Consider the following 13,755-nt stretch of genomic DNA (forward strand, 5'->3'; position numbering starts at 1 on the left):
CCGCTATCATATTGGGAAAGAGCCAGTATTTGTTCACGTATAAATCGAGATATTCAGCAATAAATCATGAGAATCCTTAAAGAATCGGCACGTGGCCTCGACAAGCTGGACCGCCACATCCTGCGCATCCTGCAACAGGATGGCCGCATCTCGATGAAAGACCTCGGTGAACAGGTGGGCCTGTCCATCACGCCCTGCATCGAGCGGGTCAAGCGCATGGAACGCGACGGCGTCATCACGGGCTATCACGCCAAGGTGAACCCGGCCGCGCTGGGCGCCAAGCTGCTCGTCTTTGTAGAGATTACGCTCAATCAAAAATCCGCGTCCGCCTTCGAGCAATTCCGCCGCGAAGTGCTGCAGATTCCCGAGGTGCAGGAATGCCATCTGGTGTCGGGCGATTTCGATTACCTGATCAAGGCGCGCATCCATGAAATGGCCGAGTACCGCAAGCTGCTGGGCGACATGCTGCTGCAACTGCCGGGCGCCGCGCAATCGAAAAGCTATGTGGTGATGGAAGAAATCAAGGAAACCCTGGCGCTGTCGACCGACGTGCTGCAGAACCGCTAAAAGTATCGCCTGGCGACACCAACGGCACCGGATTGTGCGCCTTTGTATAATCTGGTAGCACATTGCGTGGTTCGCAAGCACACTCCTGCTCAGACATCACGCCCGTCCCCTCTGAGATTGGAAGCAGTGATGCACACTGGGAGTCCCTATGAACACATTGATCAAACTGGCAGTTTCCTGCCTCGCGGGCCTGGCCGTGGCCATGTGCACCGCCAGTGAATACAAGGTCAACCGCGCGCCGGACAATGGCGCCATCTATCAGAACATCAAGGTCGGCAAGACCACCCGCCTCGACCTCGACGCGGCCCTGGGCAACGCCACCGTCGTCAGCTTCGATCCCGGCTATGAAGTATGGGTCTACAAGAACCAGCTGCAAGCGCCGAAGGTAACGCGGCTGATCCCCCTGCTCGGCGAAAAAGGCACGCGCGAAGTGGCCGTGATGTTCGACCAGGCGGGCATCGTCAGGAAATTCCGGATACACGAGCCGCGCAACTAGGCGGCCGGTGCGCCGCGGCGCACGCCAGCACGCCCGCCAGCAGCAGGATCGTCGCCGCCGCTTCCGCAGGCGTGGGCAAGCGCTGCTCCCACAAGTAGCCGTACAGCAAGGCAAACAGGAACTCAAAGACGATCATCTGTCCCATCATGGTCAGCGGCAGGACGCGGCTGGCCTGGTTCCACAAGCCGTTGCCGACGACAGAACACAGCAGCGCGACACCGGTCACGACGCCGGCAAATTGCAGCCAGGCCGTGCCGCCATGCTTACCAGGCGCGGCCAGCGCGACGGGAATGGCCAGCAGCAGCGCGGCAGCGCCCGTGACCACGCCCGTCAACAGATTCCACTCCTGCGCCGAGACCGAACGCAGCCGTCCCAGCCAGCGGCTGTTGCCGACCGCATACACCGTCCACGACAGCAGCGCCGCCAGCGCGCACAGCAGCCCCAGCAGGGACGCATGGCGGGGGCTGGCCAGCGACTGCCAGCTGATGCAGGCTAGCCCGCCCGCGCTCAGCAGCAAGGAAGGCATCAATTTGCGCAGCGGCACGGCATGGCGGTCGCGGCTGCCGACGAGCGTGACGACCAGCGGCAGCAAGCCGATCACCATCGACGTCATGGCCACCCCGCCCGTCTGCACGGCGCTGGCCAGCAGCACGTAATACACGATATTGCCGGTCAGGCTGAGCCAGACCAGGCCGCGCCATTCGCGCCAGCCCAAGGTGCGCAGCAGGCGCCGCCACGACGGCGCGACGAGCACGGCCGCGATCAGGCCATACGCGAGGTAGCGGCCCACGGACAATTCCAGCGGCTGGAAGGCGGGGATCAGCGCGGGCGCCAGGAATACCAGCCCCCATAGCGCGCCCGCGGCGATGCCGGCAAGCATACCCCGCCGGCTCTTGTTTTCCTGATGCATGGTCAATCTCCTGAAAAGGAGATTGTGGCAAGTCTGCCGCGTCCATTCTTGGCGCCAGCTACTGCCTTGTTGACCATTTCTCCCATTTATCGCGACATGCGCGCCGGTAGGCCGCCGGCGTGACATCCATGCCGTCGCGCATGGCGCGCGTCAATGCGCTCTGTTCGGAAAAGCCGGCCGCCAGCGCGATCTCGGCCAGGCTGGCATCGCCGGCGGCAAGCAAGTCGCAAGCGCGCGCCATGCGCTGCTGCCGCAGCCAGGCATGCGGACTGATATCCATTTCCTCTCGGAACAGCGCATGCAAACGGCTGACGCTGAGATTGGCAAAGTGCGCCATCGACGCCGTCGACCACGGCAAGCCCGGCTCGGCTTGCACACGAGCAAGCAACGCGCCAAGACGCGAACGGGGCTGCGGCTCTCCCAGCAACAAGGTATCGAGCAACAGCGGCGTCCAGCCCGTGACAACGGCCGGCGTCAGCGCCCGCTGCTGCGCCATGACACCCAGGTATTCAATCAGCTTGCGGGCGCCCGGCCCGATCGCCGTGTAGGAGCCGTCCAGCAGGCGCTGCCAGCCGCTGCGCGCCACGACGGCCGCGTCCACGTCGACGATGATGGAGTGATTGGCCACCTGGCTATGCTGGGCATGCCAGGCGTGCGCCGGGATCACCACGCCCAGCTGCGTATCGACTTTCCCCTGCTTGCCGTCGATTTCCAGCAACAGCTGTCCGCTGAGGGGCAGCACCAGCTGCACGAAATCGTGGCGGTCCGGCGCGCCGATGTGCGCATAGCTGCGAAAGCTGAGGTCGATGGCAGAGTGTGATGAACTGGACATGGCGAGACCGCCCGGGCGAAGAAGTCTCCATTTTATCAGTTCGGTTATTCCTTGCCGATGCGCCGATGCGGGCGCCTTGCGCCGCCGTCTTGCCCTACACTGGCGTTTTCTCCTCCGGTGCTTCCATGCAATTACCCGCAAGCCTCGCCCACATCTCGGCGGAACAAGACTGGCAACACTCGACAGCGTATCCACCGCTCGGCTTCACCCCGTTTGCCGAAGGCGCGCTGGGCAATGGTGACAGTTTCGGCCTGTACTGGCCCATCGGCCGCGAAGCGAGCGAGCCCATCGTCGTCGAAACGTGGCACGATGAATGGCGCATCCAGCCGCACTTTTCCAGCCTGGCGGCGTTCCTGCAAGCCCACGCTGCAGCGGAAGACGAGTATGTCGGCACGCCAACGCTGGACGACGACCCCGCCTCGCCGCGCGCCGCCTTCCTGTCGGCCAAGGAATTGATCGCGCAGCGCAAGCCGGACGCGGCCATCGCCCTGCTGGAAGCGGCGCTGGCCATCATTCCCGAATATACGGACGCCCTGGCCTTGCTGCACGGCCTGTACGTGCGCGCGGGAAGAACCGCTGACGCCGCCAGGGTGGCCATCCAGGCCATCATCTCGCCGCCCTCGTTTGGCGGCCCGCCCCTGAAAGCCCTGCAATGGCTGCGCACGCAGCCGGTGCCGGATGGCGAACCTGACCCCATCTGGCGCGCCTGCGGGCAGCTGTCGTTCCACTTTGGCGGCAGCAAGGACAATGGGGATTATCGCGTGCTGCTGGCCGCCATCGACGACTACCTGGCCCAGGGCGACTCGATACGCGCCTCGACCCTGATGCAAACCTACGCCGAACTGATGAGCGCCGAAACCGTCTCGTTCCAGGAACGCTACGCCTTCGATCCAACCGCCTTCATCGCGCGGCAAATCGCCGTCAGCGCGGGGCTGCCGCAGGGAAGCCGGGATCCCGCCATGCTATGGTCAGGCGACCTGGCCTAGCTGCTGCCGGAACAGCTTGCGATACGCCGATGGCGACGTCTGCAAGCTGGCCCGGAAATGCTGGCGCAGCGACAGGGCCGTGCCGAAGCCGGCCTCTTGCGCCACGACGTCGATCGAGGCCGCGCTCTTTTCCAGCAAGCCTTGCGCATGCGCCAGGCGCTGGTTCAGCAGCCACTGCTTGAACGAAGTGCCCATGGCCTGGCGGAAGTGGCGCGTGAAATTGCGCCGGCTCATGGCGGCCTGTTCGGCCAGCGCGTCGATGCTGTGCGCCTTGCCCAGGCTGGCCGTCACGCTGGCCAGCACGTCGGCAAAGCGCCCTTCGCTGCCGGACACGGGCAGCGGACGCTCGATGAATTGCGCCTGCCCGCCCTGGCGGTGCGGCGCCACCAACAGGCGGCGCGCCACCCGGTTGGCCACCTCGGCGCCCGCCAATTGGCGCAGCAGATACAGGCAGCAATCGAGGCCGGCCGCCACGCCGGCCGATGTCAGCACGGCGCCATCGTCCACGTACAGCACTTCCCGGTCCACCCTGACCTTGGGATAACGGGCAGCCAGCCAGTCCGCCATGCCCCAGTGCGTGGCTGCGCTCTTGCCGTCCAACAAGCCCGCCTGTGCCAAAGGAAATGCGCCCAGGCACAGGCCCACCATGCGTGCGCCGCGCCGGCTGGCCGCCTGCAGCGCCGCGACCAGGGGCGCCGCCGCGTCGCGGCAATCATCGTGCCAGGCCGGCATGATGACGATATCGGCCCCGCCCAATCCTTCCAGGCCGAACTCGGGCGTGATGCCGAAGCCGGCCGCCGTGCGCATGGGCACGGGATCGGCGGCGCATACGCGCACGTGGAAAGACGGCAGATCGGCCTCGTCCGTCTGGGCGCCAAACACGAGGCAAGGCACGGACAAGTGGAATGGCGTCATGCCGTCGAAGGCAATCACGGCCACCGTCAACGGAGCGACAAGGGCAAGAGTAGTAGTCATGGCCCGATTTTATCGCAGATAGTCCTTCGGGCCACTTTTAATTTGCGGCCCGCAGCCTGAAAATGGCTGTATCGAGGAGCCGTTTCCTCTTTCAACCACTCAAGGAGAAGCCATGTCCACCACCCCGCGCCGCGCCCTGCTCGTCATCGACGTACAAAATGAATACTTCACGGGCGACATGCCCATCGAATATCCATCCGTCGACATTTCCCTGCCGAACATCGTCCAGGCCATGGCCGCCGCCCGCGCCGCCGGCGTGCCCGTGATCGTCGTCCAGCACGATGCGCCGGAAGCCTCGCCCATTTTCGCCAAGGGCAGCGACGGCTGGCAGCTGCATCCGCAAGTGGCCGCCTTTGCCGCCGACCACCGCATCAACAAGACCATGGGCAGCGCGTTTGCGGGCACGGACTTGCGCGAATGGCTGGCCGACCACGGCATCGACACCCTGAGCGTGATCGGCTACATGACGCACAACTGCGACGCGGCCACCATCTACCACGCCGCGCACGACGGCTTGCAAGTGGAATTCCTGCAGGACGCCACCGGCACCCTGCCCTACGCCAACGCGGGCGGCACGGCCAGCGCCGAGGAAATCCACCGCGTCTTCAGCGCCGTATTCCACTCGAATTTCGCCGCCGTGTCCAGCACGCAGGATTGGCTCAAGGCCGTAAGCGAAGGCAAGCCGCTGGCAATGGACAATATTTATCTGTCGAACCAGCGCGCGCGCAAGGCGCAGGCGAACTGACACCAGTAGGAATGGACGGGTATCATGCGTCCATTCCCTATTTGATGATGAACGATGCGAAAAATAACTGTGCTCGGTTCAAGCGCTGTTGGCGTATTCCTGCTGGCCACCGCCGCCCTGATGCTGGCGGGCCTGAACGACAAACTGGCTCCCGCCGATGTGATCGTCGTGCCGGGCAATACGATTGCGCCCGACGGCACGCCCAGCCCCCGGCTGCAGGCGCGGCTCGACGTGGCGCTGAAACAGTTTCAGGAACACAGGGCGCCGCGCATTCTCGTCAGCGGGGCGACGGGCAAGGAAGGGTTTGACGAGGCCGCGGCTATGGCCCGCTACCTGCAGTCGCGCGGCGTGCCGGCCGGCGCCATCATCGAAGATAACCAGGGCTGGACGACGGACGCCACGGCGCGCAATGCGGCCGTTCTGATGCGCACGCATGGCTGGAAGACGGCCATGGTCGCCACACAATATTTCCATGTGCCCCGCTTCCGGCTGGCGCTGGAGCGCAGCGGCATCGCCGTCAGCGGCAACGTGCACGCGCCCTATTTCGAGCTGCGCGACCTGTATTCCGTGCCGCGCGAAACGGTGGGCTATGCCGTGTATTTCATGCGCAATTGATCCTGGCTTATTCCCTAACTCACTCGCTCCAGTCGCGCGACCGCTCCACGGCCCGCTGCCATTTGTGCAGCCGCGTCAACCGTTCATCGGCGGCCATCTTCGGCTCGAAACGGCGTCCCACCTGCCACTGGGCGGCGATTTCTTCCTGCGATTCCCAGAAACCCACGGCCAGGCCCGCCAGGTAGGCGGCGCCCAGGGCCGTCGTTTCCGTCACCACGGGACGCACCACGGGCACATTCAAGATGTCGGCCTGGAACTGCATCAGCATGTCGTTGCGGGCCGCGCCGCCGTCCACGCGCAATTCCGATAGCGCGATGCCCGCGTCGTCCTGCATGGCGGACAGGACGTCCACGTTCTGGTAAGCCACGCCTTCCAATGCCGCGCGCGCGATGTGCGCCTTGCCCGTGCCGCGCGTGATGCCGATCAGGGTGCCGCGCGCATACGGGTCCCAGTATGGCGCACCGAGGCCAGCGAACGCGGGCACGAAGACGAGGCCGCCCGAATCGGGCACGCTGGTGGCCAGCGCTTCCACTTCGGACGAGTCGCGGATGATGCCGATGCCGTCGCGCATCCATTGCACGGCCGCACCCGCGATGAAGGCGCTGCCTTCGAGCAGGTAATCGGTCTTGTCGCTGCCGGCGCCCAGGCTCCAGCCCACCGTCGTCAGCAGCCGGTTTTTCGATGGCAAGGGGCGCTTGCCCACGTTCATCAGCATGAAGCAGCCCGTGCCGTAGGTATTCTTGGCCATGCCCGGCTTCAAACAAGCCTGGCCGAAGGTGGCGGCCTGCTGGTCGCCCGCGATGCCGGCGATCGGCACGGACACGCCCAGCAAGGCCGCATGCGTGTGCGCGGCCACGCCGCTCGAGGGCACGACGTCGGGCAGCAGGGAGGCGGGAATGCCGAGCAGCGCCAGCAAGTCCGTGTCCCATTGCAGGGTGTGGATATTGAACAGCATGGTGCGCGCCGCGTTGCTCGTGTCCGTCAAGTGGGCGCCGCTCATCTTGTAGATCAGCCAGCTGTCGACGGTGCCGAAGGCCAGCTCGCCCCGTTCGGCGCGCGCGCGGGCGCCGGGAACGTTGTCGAGCAGCCATTTGAGCTTGGTGGCGGAAAAATAGGCGTCCAGCACCAGGCCCGTCTTTTGCTGGATCAAGTCCGCCTTGCCCTGCTCGACCAGTTGCTCGCAATAGGCCGCATTTCTGCGGTCTTGCCAGACGATGGCGTTGGCGACGGGCTCGCCCGTAACGCGGTCCCACAGCACCGTCGTTTCGCGCTGGTTGGTCACGCCGATGGCGGCCACGTCGGAAGCGGCCACGCCGCTGTCGCACAGCACCTGCTGCAATACGCCCTCTTGCGAGGCCCAGATTTCGTTCGCGTCATGCTCGACCCAGCCCGGCTGGGGAAAAATCTGGCGGAACTCGCGCTGCGCGCTGGCGTGCGGCCGGCCCGCATGGTCGAACAGGATGGCGCGCGAGCTGGTGGTGCCCTGGTCTAAAGCAAGTATGTATGTGGTCATTGTCTGGTGGTGCAAATCGGGTAAAAACAGGCACGGAGCCATCAAGCTCCGTGCCCTCAGCACTGCGGCGGCAGTTTACCTTACCTTGCCTTCTTTCCAGGCTTGCAGCAGCTTGTCGTAGGCTATCGTTTCACCCTTCGGTTTTTCATTCGCCAGCTTTTTCCATGGAGCGTGCTGGTCCGACAGATACTGGTTCGGATCGCCCTTCGGATTGAGCTTGGGCGCGCACGCCTTCATGCCGGCCCGCTGCAGGCGCGCCATGACCTGGTCCATTTCCTCGGCCAGGTTATCCATGGCCGCTTGCGGCGTTTTTTCCGCCGTGATGGCCGTTGCCACGTTCTTCCACCACAGCTGCGCCAGCTTCGGATAGTCGGGCACGTTGTTGCCGGTCGGCGTCCACGCCACGCGGGCGGGGCTGCGGTAGAACTCGATCAAGCCGCCGTACTCGTTCGCGTGTTTCGTGAAGTAATCGTGACGGATGTCGGAGTCGCGGATGAAGGTCAGGCCGACGATCGATTTCTTCAGCGACACGGTTTTCGACGTGACGAATTGCGCGTACAGCCAGGCGGCGGCCTTGCGGTCATCGGGCGTGGACTTGAACAGGAACCAGGAACCGACGTCCTGGTAGCCGTTCTGCATGCCCTCTTTCCAGTACGGGCCGTGCGGCGACGGCGCCATGCGCCATTTCGGCGTGCCGTCCTTGTTCACCACTGGCAAGCCCGGCTTCGTCATGCCGGCTGTAAACGCCGTGTACCAGAAGATTTGCTGGGCGATTTCACCCTGCGCCGGCACGGGGCCCGATTCCGAGAAATTCATGCCGTTCGCCTGCGGCGGCGCGTATTTCTTCATCCAGTCGATGTATTTCGTCAGCGCAAAGACGGCCGCCGGCGAATTGGTGGCGCCGCCGCGCGACATCGAGGCGCCCACGGGCGTGCACTTGTCAGCCGCCACCTTGATGCCCCATTCGTCGACAGGCATGCCGTTCGGAATGCCCTTGTCGGCCGCGCCAGCCATCGACAGCCACGCATCGGTAAAGCGCCAGCCCAGCGACGGATCTTTCTTGCCGTAGTCCATGTGGCCATACACTTTCTTGCCGTCCAGTTCCTTCACGTCATTCGTGAAGAAGTCGGCGATGTCTTCATAGGCGGACCAGTTCTGCGGCACGCCCAGCTCGTAGCCATACTTGGCCTTGAACTTGGCTTGCAGATCCTTGCGCGCGAACCAGTCGGCGCGGAACCAGTACAGGTTGGCAAATTGCTGGTCGGGCAGTTGATAGACCTTGCCATCGGGCGCCGTCGTGAAACTGATGCCGATGAAATCTTTCAAGTCCAGGCCGGGATTGGTAAATTCCTTGCCCTTGGCGGCCATGTAGTCGGACAGCGGCTCGACGGCGCCATAGCGGTAGTGGGTGCCGATCAGGTCGGAATCGGAAATCCAGCCGTCATAGATGCTCTTGCCGGACTGCATGGAGGTCTGCAGCTTTTCCACCACGTCGCCTTCCTGGATGATGTCGTGGCGCACCTTGATGCCCGTGATTTCCTCGAAGGCCTTGGCCAGGGTCTTCGATTCGTAGACATGGGTGTCGATGGTTTCCGAGACGACGGAAATTTCCTTGATGCCCTTGGCTTTCAGCTTGGCCGCCGCATCGATGAACCATTTCATTTCAGCAAGCTGTTGCTCCTTGCTCAGGCTGGAAGGCTGGAATTCCTTGTCGATCCAGGTTTGCGCCTGCTTGGCGTCGGCCAGGGCCGCATTCGACACGAGCATGGCCGCAGCCGCGAAGACCGTGAACTTCAATTTCATCGTGAATCTCCTTTTATAGTTTTTACCGGCCGCCTGCTGGCGGTACGGCATCCATCAACACCGGCAAGCCGGTTATCCCCAACGCATGACAATCAACAACAACACAAAACTGATGGCAGCCCCGATGGCCTGCTGCATTTCCGTAAACCCCGCCCACGCCAGATTCACATACGCCGCCGTGAGCAAGCCGATGAACAGCCGGTCGCCGCGCGTCGTCGGCATGGGCAAAAAACCCTTGCGCTCGATGCTGGGCGAGCGGATTTGCCACACCGTCATGCCGGCCAGCATCAGGCCGATGCAAATGAAGAAGATGGCCACTTCCGGCGTCCACGCCATCCAGCCGAACAGGCTGGCCGTGCTATCGGTATTTTCCATGTCACACCCTCCCCATCGCGAAACCCTTGGCAATGTAATGCCGCACGAACCAGATCACCAGCGCGCCGGGCACGATGGTCAGCACACCCGCCGCCGCCAGCACGCCCCAGTCCATGCCGGCCGCCGACACGGTGCGCGTCATGGTGGCGGCGATCGGCTTGGCGTTGACGGACGTCAAAGTACGCGCCAGCAGCAATTCCACCCAGCTGAACATGAAGCAGAAGAAGGCCGTCACGCCCACGCCCGACTTGATCATCGGCAAGAAGATGCGGATGAAGAAACGCGGGAAACTGTAGCCGTCGATATATGCCGTCTCGTCGATTTCCTTCGGCACGCCGGACATGAAGCCTTCCAGTATCCACACGGCCAGCGGCACGTTGAAGACCATGTGCGCCAGCGCCACGGCCAGGTGCGTATCCATCAGGCCCACCGTCGAATACAGCTGGAAGAAGGGCACGAGGAAGACCGCGGGCGGCGTCATGCGGTTGGTCAGCAGCCAGAAGAACAAATGCTTGTCGCCCACGAAGTTGTAGCGCGAGAAAGCATAGGCGGCCGGCAAGGCGACCGTGACCGACATGACCATGTTCAAGGCCACGTAGATCATGGAATTGATGTAGCCGCTGTACCAGGACCGGTCGGTAAAAATCGTGTGGTAGTTGGCGAACGTCAGTTGCTGCGGCCACAGACTCAAGACCCCGACGATTTCCTCGTTGGTCTTGAGCGACATATTGAGCATCCAGTAGATGGGCAACAGCGAACCCAGCAAAAAGACGACGAGGATGGTGCTGCTCATTTTCTTGTGCATCATTTCTGGTCTCCCGTGCCAACGCGCTGCATCCACGTGTACAGCACAAAGCAGAACAGCAGGATGATGAGGAAATAGATCAGGGAAAACGCGGACGCCGGCCCCAGGTCGAACTGGCCCACGGCCTTTTGCGTCAGGTATTGCGACAGGAACGTGGTGGCATTGCCCGGCCCGCCGCCCGTCAGCACGAACGGTTCCGTGTAGATCATGAAACTGTCCATGAAGCGCAGCAAGACGGCGATCATCAGCACATTGCGCAGTTTCGGCAGCTGGATGTAGCGGAACACGGCCAGGCGCGAGGCGCCGTCGATGCGCGCCGCTTGGTAATACGCGTCGGGAATGGCGCGCAAGCCCGCATAGCACAGCAGCACGACGAGAGGCGTCCAGTGCCAGATATCCATCACCATCACCGTCAGCCACGCGTCGAGCGAATTGCCGTTGTAGTTGTAGTCAAAGCCCAGCTGGTTCAGGGTGTAGCCCATCAGGCCGATGTCGCCGCGGCCAAAGATTTGCCAGATGGTGCCCACCACGTTCCAGGGTATCAAGAGGGGCAGCGCGATCAGCACCAGGGCGAGGGACGCCTTCCAGCCATCGGCCGGCATGCACAGGGCAATCAAAATACCCAGCGGAATCTGGATGGCCAGCACGGAGCCGGAAAACAGCAGCTGGCGCAGCAAGGCGCTGTGCAGATCGCCGTCCAGCATGACCATGCGGAACCACTCGGTGCCCACGAAAACCTTTTGTGTGGGGCTCAGAATATCCTGCACGGAATAGTTCACCACCGTCATCAGGGGCAGGATGGCGGAAAAGGCCACGCACAGCAGCACGGGCAGGATCAATAGCCAGGCGCGGCGGTTGTTATCGGTTTTACCGTTATGTATCATCAGGCCACCCGCTTATCGTTGACATAGAAAAGGGTGCGTTGCGGCGGAAAGCGCAGCCGCACAGACTGGCCTAACTGCGCCCCGGCGACGGCGTCGATGGCGCGCAGCTTGGCCGCCACCTTCGCGCCGCCCAGCTGGAATTCCGCCAGGTAATGCGTGCCCATATTGCGCACGGCCGTGACCGTGGCGTCCAGGCAATGGTCGCCACCTTCGCCACCCTCGCCCGCCTGCACGCATTCGACGAATTCCGGCCGCACGCCCAGCGTGATCTTGCCTTGCGCGCCAGAGAGCGCCGCGCGGGCGGCAGCGGACACGGCCAATAGCTGTCCCGCCACGCGCACGCCACCGTCGTCCAGGGTGCAACCGAGCAAGTTCATGCCCGGGTTGCCGATGAAATAGCCGACAAACGTGTGCTCGGGCTCCTCGAACAGCGCTTGCGCACTGCCCGTCTGCACCACTTCGCCCTGCGTCATGACGACCACCTGGTCGGCAAAGGTCAGCGCTTCCACCTGGTCGTGCGTGACGTAGATCAGGGACAATTTCAGTTCGTGGTGGATCTCCTTCAATTTTCTGCGCAACAGCCATTTCAGGTGCGGGTCGATCACCGTCAGCGGTTCGTCGAACAGCACGGCCGCCACGTCAGGGCGCACGAGGCCGCGGCCCAGCGAAATCTTTTGCTTGGCGTCCACTGACAAGCCGCTGGCGCGCAGCTTCAAGTCGCCCGTCAATTCCAGCATCTGCGCCACTTGCTGCACGCGCTTTTTCACCTCGATCTCTTTCCAGCCGCGATTACGCAGCGGAAACGCGAGATTGTCGTGCACGGTCATGGTGTCGTAGATGACGGGAAACTGGAACACTTGCGCGATATTGCGCGCCTCGGTCGGCAGCTGCGTGACGTCCTTGCCGTCGAACAGCACCTTGCCATGCGACGGCTTGACCAGGCCGGAGATAATGTTGAGCAAGGTCGTCTTGCCGCAGCCGGACGGCCCCAGCAAGGCGTAGGCGCCGCCGTCATGCCACGCCATGCTCATGGGCCGCAGCGCATAGTCGGCGGGGGCCGTCGGGTTCGGTTTGTAGGCGTGGGCCAGGTCGACCAGTTCGATGCGCGCCATGTCACACCCCTCCTTGCGCAGGAGCAAACAGCAGGCCGCCATCGCTGGCGAAGATCAGCAAGGCGTGCGGCTGGCAATACACGGTGCAGGCGCTGCCGATCTCCAGGTTGTGCACGCCTCCCAGTTGCGCCACCAGGGCCAGGTCGCCACGGCGCGCATGCACATAGGTTTCCGAGCCGCTGATTTCCGCCAGATCCACCGTAGCTGCGATGGCCACGTCGCCCTCGGACTGCGGCGACAGATGCAGGCTGTGCGCGCGCACGCCGAGGATCACCGCCGTGCTGTCGCCCAGACGGGCGCGCTGCGCGCCGCTCAAGTGTATCGACAGGCCGTCGGCCGCCTGCGCCACGCCGTGCGCATCCACGCGGGCGGGGATCAGGTTGATGGGCGGGTCGCTGAAGGTGCGCGCCACGTCGATGGAGTTGGGGGCGTTGAAGACGTCCAGGGTCGGACCTTGCTGCAGCAAACGTCCCTCGTGCAGCACGGCCACGTGGCCGCCCAGCTGCAGCGCTTCCAGCGGTTCCGTGGTCGCGTACACGACCGTCGTGCTGCCGCTGGAAAACAGTTCCGTCAATTCGCGGCGCAATTCCTCGCGCAGCTTGTAGTCGAGATTGACCAACGGCTCGTCGAGCAGCAGCAAGGACGCATCCTTGATCAGCGCGCGCCCCAGCGCCGTGCGCTGCTGCTGGCCGCCCGACAATTCTCCGGGCGTGCGCTGCAGGTAGGGCGTGATGTGCAGGCGTTCGGCCAGCGCCAGCACTTTCGTGCGTATCTGCTCCTCGGGCACCTTGCGCAGGCGCAAGGGCGAAGCGATATTGTCATAGACGGTGAAGGCCGGATAGTTGATGAATTGCTGGTACACCATGGCCAGGTTGCGTTTGCTGACGGGCACGCCCGTCACGTCGACGCCATCGGCCGTCACCGTGCCCCCGCTGGGCTTGTCCAGGCCCGCCATCACGCGCATCAGGGTCGTCTTGCCGGCACGCGTGGTGCCCAGCAAGACGTTGATGGCGCCCGGCACGAGGGCCAGCGACATCGGATATAAAAAGTCGTCAGCCCCCTGCTTCCTGCTGATCTTGTCCAGTACCAGTTGCACGCGCTTCTCCTCCAGTGATGGTTTCTTATTCTTCGCCGCAA

Annotated in this window: 15 protein-coding genes; 5 read left to right on the forward strand and 10 right to left on the reverse strand. The window is 63.5% G+C overall.

The annotated features are described in order from the left end of the window. Positions 1 to 66 precede the first annotated feature (66 nt). Together CLU90_RS08425 and CLU90_RS08430 are read left to right on the forward strand one after the other, a co-directional pair. Entirely contained in the window at positions 67 to 567 is a 501-nt protein-coding gene (locus tag CLU90_RS08425) for an Lrp/AsnC ligand binding domain-containing protein (protein WP_070222192.1), read from the forward strand. Between the two features lie 148 nt (positions 568 to 715). After that, entirely contained in the window at positions 716 to 1,063 is a 348-nt protein-coding gene (locus CLU90_RS08430; RefSeq protein WP_092714377.1) for a hypothetical protein, read from the forward strand. Here CLU90_RS08430 and CLU90_RS08435 read toward each other — a convergent pair. Beyond that, positions 1,029 to 1,973 carry a DMT family transporter gene (locus CLU90_RS08435; protein WP_100427678.1) on the reverse strand — a complete coding sequence of 315 codons (945 nt, stop codon included), beginning with the start codon at positions 1,971 to 1,973 and terminating at the stop codon, positions 1,029 to 1,031. The two genes, CLU90_RS08430 and CLU90_RS08435, sit on opposite strands and share 35 nt — an antisense overlap. 58 nt (positions 1,974 to 2,031) lie before the next feature. Then, on the reverse strand, positions 2,032 to 2,805 hold the full coding sequence (locus CLU90_RS08440) for a helix-turn-helix transcriptional regulator (protein ID WP_100427679.1): 774 nt from the start codon (positions 2,803 to 2,805) through the stop codon (positions 2,032 to 2,034). Between the two features lie 125 nt (positions 2,806 to 2,930). On the opposite strand from CLU90_RS08440, the gene CLU90_RS08445 reads away from it, so the two are divergent. Then, positions 2,931 to 3,791 carry a tetratricopeptide repeat protein gene (locus CLU90_RS08445; RefSeq protein WP_100427680.1) on the forward strand — a complete coding sequence of 287 codons (861 nt, stop codon included), beginning with the start codon at positions 2,931 to 2,933 and terminating at the stop codon, positions 3,789 to 3,791. On the opposite strand, the gene CLU90_RS08450 is transcribed toward CLU90_RS08445, so the two are convergent. Further along, positions 3,774 to 4,736 (reverse strand): helix-turn-helix domain-containing protein, encoded by a 963-nt coding sequence (locus CLU90_RS08450; RefSeq protein WP_100427681.1) that lies wholly within the window; start codon positions 4,734 to 4,736, stop codon positions 3,774 to 3,776. The genes CLU90_RS08445 and CLU90_RS08450 overlap by 18 nt on opposite strands. Positions 4,737 to 4,878: 142 nt before the next feature. On the opposite strand from CLU90_RS08450, the gene CLU90_RS08455 reads away from it, so the two are divergent. Continuing rightward, complete coding sequence (locus tag CLU90_RS08455) at positions 4,879 to 5,511, forward strand: cysteine hydrolase family protein (protein ID WP_100427682.1); 633 nt, start codon at positions 4,879 to 4,881, stop codon at positions 5,509 to 5,511. 54 nt (positions 5,512 to 5,565) lie between these two features. Further along, positions 5,566 to 6,126: a YdcF family protein gene (locus CLU90_RS08460; RefSeq protein WP_100427683.1), complete on the forward strand. Its 561-nt coding sequence runs from the start codon at positions 5,566 to 5,568 to the stop codon at positions 6,124 to 6,126. A gap of 19 nt (positions 6,127 to 6,145) precedes the next feature. On the opposite strand, the gene glpK is transcribed toward CLU90_RS08460, so the two are convergent. The 7 genes from glpK to CLU90_RS08495 form a co-directional block, all read right to left on the reverse strand. Beyond that, positions 6,146 to 7,639, reverse strand: coding sequence for a glycerol kinase GlpK (gene glpK / locus CLU90_RS08465; RefSeq protein WP_100427684.1), 1,494 nt, complete (start codon positions 7,637 to 7,639; stop codon positions 6,146 to 6,148). Between the two features lie 75 nt (positions 7,640 to 7,714). Continuing rightward, positions 7,715 to 9,442 carry an ABC transporter substrate-binding protein gene (locus CLU90_RS08470; protein WP_092714360.1) on the reverse strand — a complete coding sequence of 576 codons (1,728 nt, stop codon included), beginning with the start codon at positions 9,440 to 9,442 and terminating at the stop codon, positions 7,715 to 7,717. A gap of 72 nt (positions 9,443 to 9,514) precedes the next feature. Continuing rightward, positions 9,515 to 9,790 carry a DUF2160 domain-containing protein gene (locus tag CLU90_RS08475; RefSeq protein WP_034755012.1) on the reverse strand — a complete coding sequence of 92 codons (276 nt, stop codon included), beginning with the start codon at positions 9,788 to 9,790 and terminating at the stop codon, positions 9,515 to 9,517. Between the two features lie 28 nt (positions 9,791 to 9,818). Further along, positions 9,819 to 10,625: a carbohydrate ABC transporter permease gene (locus CLU90_RS08480; RefSeq protein ID WP_070256602.1), complete on the reverse strand. Its 807-nt coding sequence runs from the start codon at positions 10,623 to 10,625 to the stop codon at positions 9,819 to 9,821. Next, complete coding sequence (locus tag CLU90_RS08485; RefSeq protein WP_034754965.1) at positions 10,622 to 11,506, reverse strand: carbohydrate ABC transporter permease; 885 nt, start codon at positions 11,504 to 11,506, stop codon at positions 10,622 to 10,624. The genes CLU90_RS08480 and CLU90_RS08485 overlap by 4 nt, the downstream gene beginning before the upstream one ends. Next, entirely contained in the window at positions 11,506 to 12,618 is a 1,113-nt protein-coding gene (locus CLU90_RS08490; protein ID WP_100427685.1) for an ABC transporter ATP-binding protein, read from the reverse strand. Before CLU90_RS08490 ends, CLU90_RS08485 begins: the two co-directional genes overlap by 1 nt. Position 12,619: 1 nt before the next feature. Then, positions 12,620 to 13,714, reverse strand: coding sequence for an ABC transporter ATP-binding protein (locus tag CLU90_RS08495; RefSeq protein WP_092714356.1), 1,095 nt, complete (start codon positions 13,712 to 13,714; stop codon positions 12,620 to 12,622). Positions 13,715 to 13,755 lie beyond the last annotated feature (41 nt).

Origin of the sequence: Janthinobacterium sp. 67 (assembly GCF_002797895.1) — a bacterium.
In the GTDB taxonomy this organism is placed as follows: domain Bacteria; phylum Pseudomonadota; class Gammaproteobacteria; order Burkholderiales; family Burkholderiaceae_D; genus Janthinobacterium.

Excerpts from the sequence above, each read along its gene's own strand:
- CLU90_RS08445 (WP_100427680.1), top strand. The coding sequence starts at position 2,931 with ATGCAATTACCCGCAAGCCTCGCCCACATCTCGGCGGAACAAGACTGG.
- CLU90_RS08435 (WP_100427678.1), bottom strand. The coding sequence starts at position 1,973 with ATGCATCAGGAAAACAAGAGCCGGCGGGGTATGCTTGCCGGCATCGCC.
- CLU90_RS08460 (WP_100427683.1), top strand. The coding sequence starts at position 5,566 with ATGCGAAAAATAACTGTGCTCGGTTCAAGCGCTGTTGGCGTATTCCTG.
- CLU90_RS08425 (WP_070222192.1), top strand. The coding sequence starts at position 67 with ATGAGAATCCTTAAAGAATCGGCACGTGGCCTCGACAAGCTGGACCGC.
- CLU90_RS08440 (WP_100427679.1), bottom strand. The coding sequence starts at position 2,805 with ATGTCCAGTTCATCACACTCTGCCATCGACCTCAGCTTTCGCAGCTAT.
- CLU90_RS08490 (WP_100427685.1), bottom strand. The coding sequence starts at position 12,618 with ATGGCGCGCATCGAACTGGTCGACCTGGCCCACGCCTACAAACCGAAC.
- CLU90_RS08470 (WP_092714360.1), bottom strand. The coding sequence starts at position 9,442 with ATGAAATTGAAGTTCACGGTCTTCGCGGCTGCGGCCATGCTCGTGTCG.
- glpK (WP_100427684.1), bottom strand. The coding sequence starts at position 7,639 with ATGACCACATACATACTTGCTTTAGACCAGGGCACCACCAGCTCGCGC.
- CLU90_RS08485 (WP_034754965.1), bottom strand. The coding sequence starts at position 11,506 with ATGATACATAACGGTAAAACCGATAACAACCGCCGCGCCTGGCTATTG.
- CLU90_RS08455 (WP_100427682.1), top strand. The coding sequence starts at position 4,879 with ATGTCCACCACCCCGCGCCGCGCCCTGCTCGTCATCGACGTACAAAAT.
- CLU90_RS08430 (WP_092714377.1), top strand. The coding sequence starts at position 716 with ATGAACACATTGATCAAACTGGCAGTTTCCTGCCTCGCGGGCCTGGCC.
- CLU90_RS08480 (WP_070256602.1), bottom strand. The coding sequence starts at position 10,625 with ATGATGCACAAGAAAATGAGCAGCACCATCCTCGTCGTCTTTTTGCTG.